The sequence below is a fragment of the Clostridiales bacterium genome (assembly GCA_014799665.1).
In the GTDB taxonomy this organism is placed as follows: Bacteria; Bacillota; Clostridia; order Christensenellales; family Pumilibacteraceae; genus Anaerocaecibacter.
The window spans coordinates 1-5,599 of record JAAVHP010000013.1 but is presented as its reverse complement, the minus strand read 5'-3'; the positions used below and the strand labels follow the sequence as shown (position 1 = coordinate 5,599).

The following is a 5,599-nucleotide window of genomic DNA, read 5'->3' as shown; positions in this document are numbered from 1 at the left end:
TCCTCATGGCAGAAAGGCGCTATCGAAAATGCAAATAAACTCATTCGACAATATATCCCGAAAGGAACAGACTTTTCAACATTGACGGATGCTTTTATTCGCAAAATTCAGTACAAAATTAACCGAAGACCGCGGAAGAAGCTCAATTTTTAATCTCCAAAAACCGTTTTCTTCCGAAGAATCACTAATTTTGCAGTTGCCAGTTGAGAGTAGGTTGTTCGGTTGCATTACTTGTAGATGCAAATTATCTACTGATTTAGGTGGTAATCTCAGAATTTATTTGTAACTTTGCGTTTAACATCAAAGTATGGTAACAGGAAAGCAAAGCAAGTGAAATGGAATCACAGAAGATTAACGGGATAAAAGTTGCGTTAGTTGAGAATGGTAAAACCGGTAAATGGCTTGCCGAACAGGTCGGTAAAAATGAAGCTACGGTTTCCCGGTGGTCCTCCAACAAAATGCAGCCTTCCCTTATATACTTGTGAGGATTTCAGAGTTACTTGATATTGATGTTAAAGACTTAATTGTAAACAACAAAGCATAGTCATGGACAAGAAAGATATATTTAACCGAATAGAATATGTAGTGGCGTGTGTTGGAGCTTTCGCACAGCGATTTAACCTCTCCAACATGCAGGCATACGCATACCTGCGCCGTTTTACAGGTATAGATTTCCTTCTCGACTGCTATGCTGCCGAGCATACCCTATCCATCGACGATGCCGTCTCAGACCTTCAAGTCATTTGCCAACGGGAAGGAGGTAGGATATGATACGATTATATCACGGCTCAAACGTAGCTATTGAGGAGATTGATCTTTCACGCAGTAAACGTGGCAAGGATTTCGGACAGGGCTTTTATCTCAATGCAAACCCTGACCAAGCTATGGAGATGGCTGTTCGAACAACACGCTTTCTCAACGAAGGGACTCCCACTTTATCTTGCTTTGAGTTTGATGAAGACGAAACTATAAAGAATGGGCTGAATATAAAGGTCTTTCCTGACTACTCCGAAGAATGGGCTGAATTTGTAGTTATGAACCGAAAGAATAATTCCGATATTCCGGCTCATCCTTATGATATTGTTATCGGACCCATTGCCGATGACACGGTAGGTGTTCAGATTCGTCGTTTCATACTGGGTTATATGTCAGCGGCAGCATTGGTTGAAGAACTAAGATTTAAAGGCGACCATGCTGTCCAATACTTCTTTGGCACCCCAAAAGCCATAAACCTCTTAAAACGCAGTAAACTATGACACAAGACATACAATTTCAGATAGAATGCCTTGCGGCAGAACTCGCAGAAATGCTTATGGCAGAATATGGTTGGGATATACACCGAGCCCTTGACGAGCTTTATTCATCAACTACCTTCGCAAAGCTCAACGATCCCGAATGCGGCCTTTACTATCAGGGCGCAGTCTATATCTTCCAGTTCCTCAAATCCGAAATCGAAACCGGCAAGCTTACAGTATTATATAGCAATTAATGAAAAAACATTATTTTTTTGATTATTTATGAATTTCAAGTTTCAAATAAATGATATTGTTAAGTTGACTGATTCCCCAAGAAGCCCTCTATACTCTTGATCACATGTTGCATTTATTCAGAATCATTGTCATAAACGATGATACAGTTACATTGAGGTCTCATGGTTTTATGACGTTTGACACAAAACTCAAAGACATTCAGCCTGTGCCAATTAATGGAACGGATGATAAAAACATATATTACGATCCTGTGGTAATGGATACATTTGTGCAAAATACGTGGGATGAAGTTCCTGCACAACATACTGACTATTCATATTCTATGGAGCACTTCAAAAGATGTTCGTATAAGTCTAAAACCTTTTTCGATATGGTTAATGAGTGATGGCTTAGGAATGTTCATGAAGTACAGCGATTTCTAATTGAAGAGTTTCATCATGATGAATTAAAATTTTGATTATGGCTAAGATAAAGACGACCCAAAAACAGAAAGAGGAAGTCCTCGAACAAATCGAGAATTTCAAAGAAAATTCGTATAGCTAACTCCATGGCTACAACTACCCTTATTCAAATACCCCTTCAATAGCAACAGAACAGTAAACAACTTAATTTTATGTTTGAAGATTTAAAAACAATAACAATAACAGGAGGCTTTTTTGAGCAAGCTACAACTCTAAAATTGTTTAATGAGAAACAATGTATGAGTATTATTTATGGTCGAAATGGTAGCGGAAAAACCACTATTGCTAAAGCTGTGCGACAATTAGTGGGAAAGGATAACGAACACCCGACAGAGGATGGATACGTGTCCTACACTGTATCAACAGATGGGATAATTTCTGATGACAAAAAGGAATCCGTGTTCGTTTTTGACGAGGAATTTGTACGTGAAAATGTACGAATGAAAGGTAATGGTTTAGAAACTATTGTAATGATGGGAGAACAGGTTGCCCTTGATACACAGATAACTCAAAAAAACGTAGAAAAACAGACATTAGAGCAGAAAGTAGCACAACAAACAATTCAAAAAGAAAAATTTGAGGATAAAAGCGATACATCTTCACCGTTATACTTCTTTAAAAAGATAAGAGAAAAACTGCGCGAAGATGGCGGTTGGGCAGATATAGATCGTCTGGTAAAACGAAACTCTGTAAAAAGTCATGTGACTGAAGATTTGGTAAGACGATTTGTTTCTATGGAAGAGCCAAAAGAGACAGAGGATAATATTCGTCAAATGCTACAGTCTAACCTAGCGTTATATGCTCAGACTGAAGACGCCCAGACAATTGCATGGTCCCCAATGGCATTGAACATTCCTGATAACTTGGAACAGGTTGCTTATCTAATACAAAAAAGAATTGAAAGACCTGAACTTAGCGAACGAGAGCAAAGGCTTCTTGCTTTTTTAGAAAAACATTCAGAACATCATCTACAAGAAACAACGCTACAACTAACCATTGAAAAATGGCCATTTTGCCCATTATGTCTAAGAGACACCAGTAATGATGACTATGCAAATATCAGTGAAACCCTTAAGCGTATTCTTAACAAGGAGTCTGAGATGTATCGCGCTTCCTTAGATCAGGCAATAGGCGAATTCGCTCATTTTGATGTTGTCCTACCTATGTTACCGCCACTCAATGAAAAAGACAAAAGACGTGCTCAATTGTCAATAGAACAATTGAATAAGGACTTGGACATTATAAGAAATAAGATAGATCAAAGGAAAAGAGACCTATACGGGGTAGTAACTGAAGCTTTCAATGCGGACATGAAATCCAATTATCAAGCACATATTGCTGAGTATAAGGAAGCCATGAAGACATTGGAGGTATGTGTTGCAACGTTTAACAGTTCTGTTAATGAACGCGAGAAACTGAAAAAACGGATAATGCATGAGAATGAACAGCTAACTAAAATGCGCCTGAAAGCATTATTTGATGGCTACAATAAGGCTACTAAAGCTTATGAAAATTGTAAGAAAACTTTAATACAGTTTGAAAAAGATAAAGAGCGCACGGAGAATGAAATAAAAGAATTGAAGGCTTTAGCAGCACGAACTGATATTGCATTGGATTATATAAATAATCAATTGCAATATGTATTTTATAGTACCACCAAAGCAAAGCTAACGGCCGGAGAGGGATGTTATAAGCTAAAAATAAATGGAAGAAACGTCCCACCAAAGAAAATCAGTGTTGGAGAAAGAAATGTACTTGGATTGTGTTATTTTTTTGCCAAATTATTCAGTAACAAGAAATCCGAGCACAAGTATAAAGATGAGATACTAATAGTGATAGATGACCCAGTATCGAGTTTTGACGCAGGAAACAGATTAGGAGTAATATCTCTCCTTAGACATCAGTTTTATAGCATCCAAAAGGGAAATCCGAACAGTCGTGTGTTGGTGCTAACTCATGATTTACGTTCAGCATTTGACCTAGTTAAAATCTACTCAGAACTCAATAATGGAAAAAATGGTCAAAGAAAATTCTTTGAACTCTCAAATAAGCAAATTAGCGATCGAGTAGTCTCAAACGAATATAAGAAACTACTGGAAAGCGTATATGAATATGCTATGGGTAGGACAAGCGATGAATACTTAGAAACCAGTATTGGAAATGTAATGAGGAGACTTATCGAGGCATTTGCAAGTTTCTGTTATAATAAGAGCTTTGAAGAAATGATGTGTCACCAAGGTGTACTGAAATCTATTCCTTCAGAAAAACGAACATACTATGAGAATTTCATGTGTCGTCTTGCACTAAATGGAGAGAGCCATATGGAAGAACGAGTTTACGGGCTTAACACGATTACTCCATACTTTACTAAACAAGAAAAGATTCAAACGGCTAAAAGTTTACTTCTATTTTTGAGTTATGTGAATGAAGAACATATCTCATGCTATTTGGCCCAAAAGAACGATAGGGATGAGAATAAATTGTCTGAGATCAATAAATGGAAAGAAGAAGAGTTGCTTTGGTTCGAACAATAAGTAGATAATGAGAAACAGATATGAATTCTAGCGATATTATACTCTTTCAAACGCAGGGAGGCGAGATGAAGATTGAGATTCGGCTTGCCAATGAATCTGTGTGGCTAACTGCCGACCGGATGGCGGAACTGTTTCAACGTGACCGTTCGACCATCCAAAGGCACGTTAAAAAGATATATGAGGATGGAGAATTGAAGTCCGATTCAACCTGTGTATTTTTTGCACAAGTTCAGACTGAGGGCAAACGTCAGGTGGAACGCCAAATCCCAATCTATAATCTTGACATGATTAAAAGCCGACACCGAGTATGATAAATTCCGCGAGCGCACCTAATACCAACTATCCCCGGTCGAAATCCACTTCATCGAAGCCTTTGAAGCCGAATAAAAGAAACTTCGAGGAAAGCAATAATGCAGAAAGCGCAGAAAATGCAACCCTACGATGAATAATTGATTACCTCCCAAGAACCGCTACGATCTGAACCAACGCGACGGATTAACCCATTCTCTATTATTTTTTTAATTGCAATTTAATTACATCTGGCGTCACACCGCATTCAATTGCCATTTCGTTCCTTGTATTATAAGGGTTGAGCGCAATCAACTCCAAAATCTTCTGGTAGTTTTCTGGGCATCTTGTTCGGTTTGTATCGGTTGCTGATCACCACTGATAGACATGAAAATCTCACGATAAATCACGGCTGTAACTCCACCTTGCTCAACAGTAAATTCCGTACGTTTAAGATTAGCATTATCAAAAGCCTTCATTATCTTTTCATAGCCGCGTCCCCATGCCTCAATGAAACCGGCACGGTAGAATACCTGAGCCATCTTTGGATTACGCGGTTTAGATGTATGTTTACTCATTAGAGTTTCCACGGTATAATCTTCCGGCAACACACCTTCATTCCACAGACGAATATGGTCATCATAGATACTCATCTGCTTCCACGTACAGAATTGCAATTTGTGGACGATACTGTTGAAAATTTGGCTTAAGGGTCAAATTGCAGGCTGAAATCGGATCGCCGATGCATTAAGGGTCAAATTGCAGGCTAAAAGTTGTATAACGTCTTGACTATTTGTATTTTTAGGCATTTGAAAAGAAATGATTG

7 protein-coding genes and 1 pseudogene are annotated in these 5,599 nt (G+C 38.3%); 7 read left to right on the top strand and 1 reads right to left on the bottom strand.

Annotation, left to right across the window (positions count from 1 at the left end; all coding sequences use genetic code 11):
- The 7 genes and pseudogenes from HDT28_07320 to HDT28_07290 form a co-directional block, all read left to right on the top strand.
- Positions 1 to 153, top strand: a 153-nt coding sequence (locus HDT28_07320; GenBank protein MBD5132376.1) for an IS30 family transposase, incomplete at its 5' end; no start/stop codon positions are given.
- 182 nt (positions 154 to 335) lie between these two features.
- Positions 336 to 544, top strand: a pseudogene (locus HDT28_07315) (helix-turn-helix transcriptional regulator).
- 2 nt (positions 545 to 546) lie between these two features.
- Positions 547 to 771, top strand: coding sequence for a DUF3791 domain-containing protein (locus tag HDT28_07310; GenBank protein ID MBD5132375.1), 225 nt, complete (start codon positions 547 to 549; stop codon positions 769 to 771).
- A complete protein-coding gene (locus HDT28_07305; protein ID MBD5132374.1) occupies positions 771 to 1,256 on the top strand; it encodes a DUF3990 domain-containing protein in 486 nt (161 codons plus the stop codon). Before HDT28_07310 ends, HDT28_07305 begins: the two co-directional genes overlap by 1 nt.
- Positions 1,253 to 1,489 carry a hypothetical protein gene (locus tag HDT28_07300; GenBank protein MBD5132373.1) on the top strand — a complete coding sequence of 79 codons (237 nt, stop codon included), beginning with the start codon at positions 1,253 to 1,255 and terminating at the stop codon, positions 1,487 to 1,489. The genes HDT28_07305 and HDT28_07300 overlap by 4 nt, the downstream gene beginning before the upstream one ends.
- A gap of 614 nt (positions 1,490 to 2,103) precedes the next feature.
- Positions 2,104 to 4,485 (top strand): AAA family ATPase, encoded by a 2,382-nt coding sequence (locus HDT28_07295; protein MBD5132372.1) that lies wholly within the window; start codon positions 2,104 to 2,106, stop codon positions 4,483 to 4,485.
- 65 nt (positions 4,486 to 4,550) lie between these two features.
- Positions 4,551 to 4,796 carry an HTH domain-containing protein gene (locus tag HDT28_07290; protein MBD5132371.1) on the top strand — a complete coding sequence of 82 codons (246 nt, stop codon included), beginning with the start codon at positions 4,551 to 4,553 and terminating at the stop codon, positions 4,794 to 4,796.
- A gap of 288 nt (positions 4,797 to 5,084) precedes the next feature.
- Here HDT28_07290 and HDT28_07285 read toward each other — a convergent pair whose 3' ends face one another.
- Complete coding sequence (locus HDT28_07285; protein ID MBD5132370.1) at positions 5,085 to 5,426, bottom strand: hypothetical protein; 342 nt, start codon at positions 5,424 to 5,426, stop codon at positions 5,085 to 5,087.
- Positions 5,427 to 5,599: the final 173 nt, after the last annotated feature.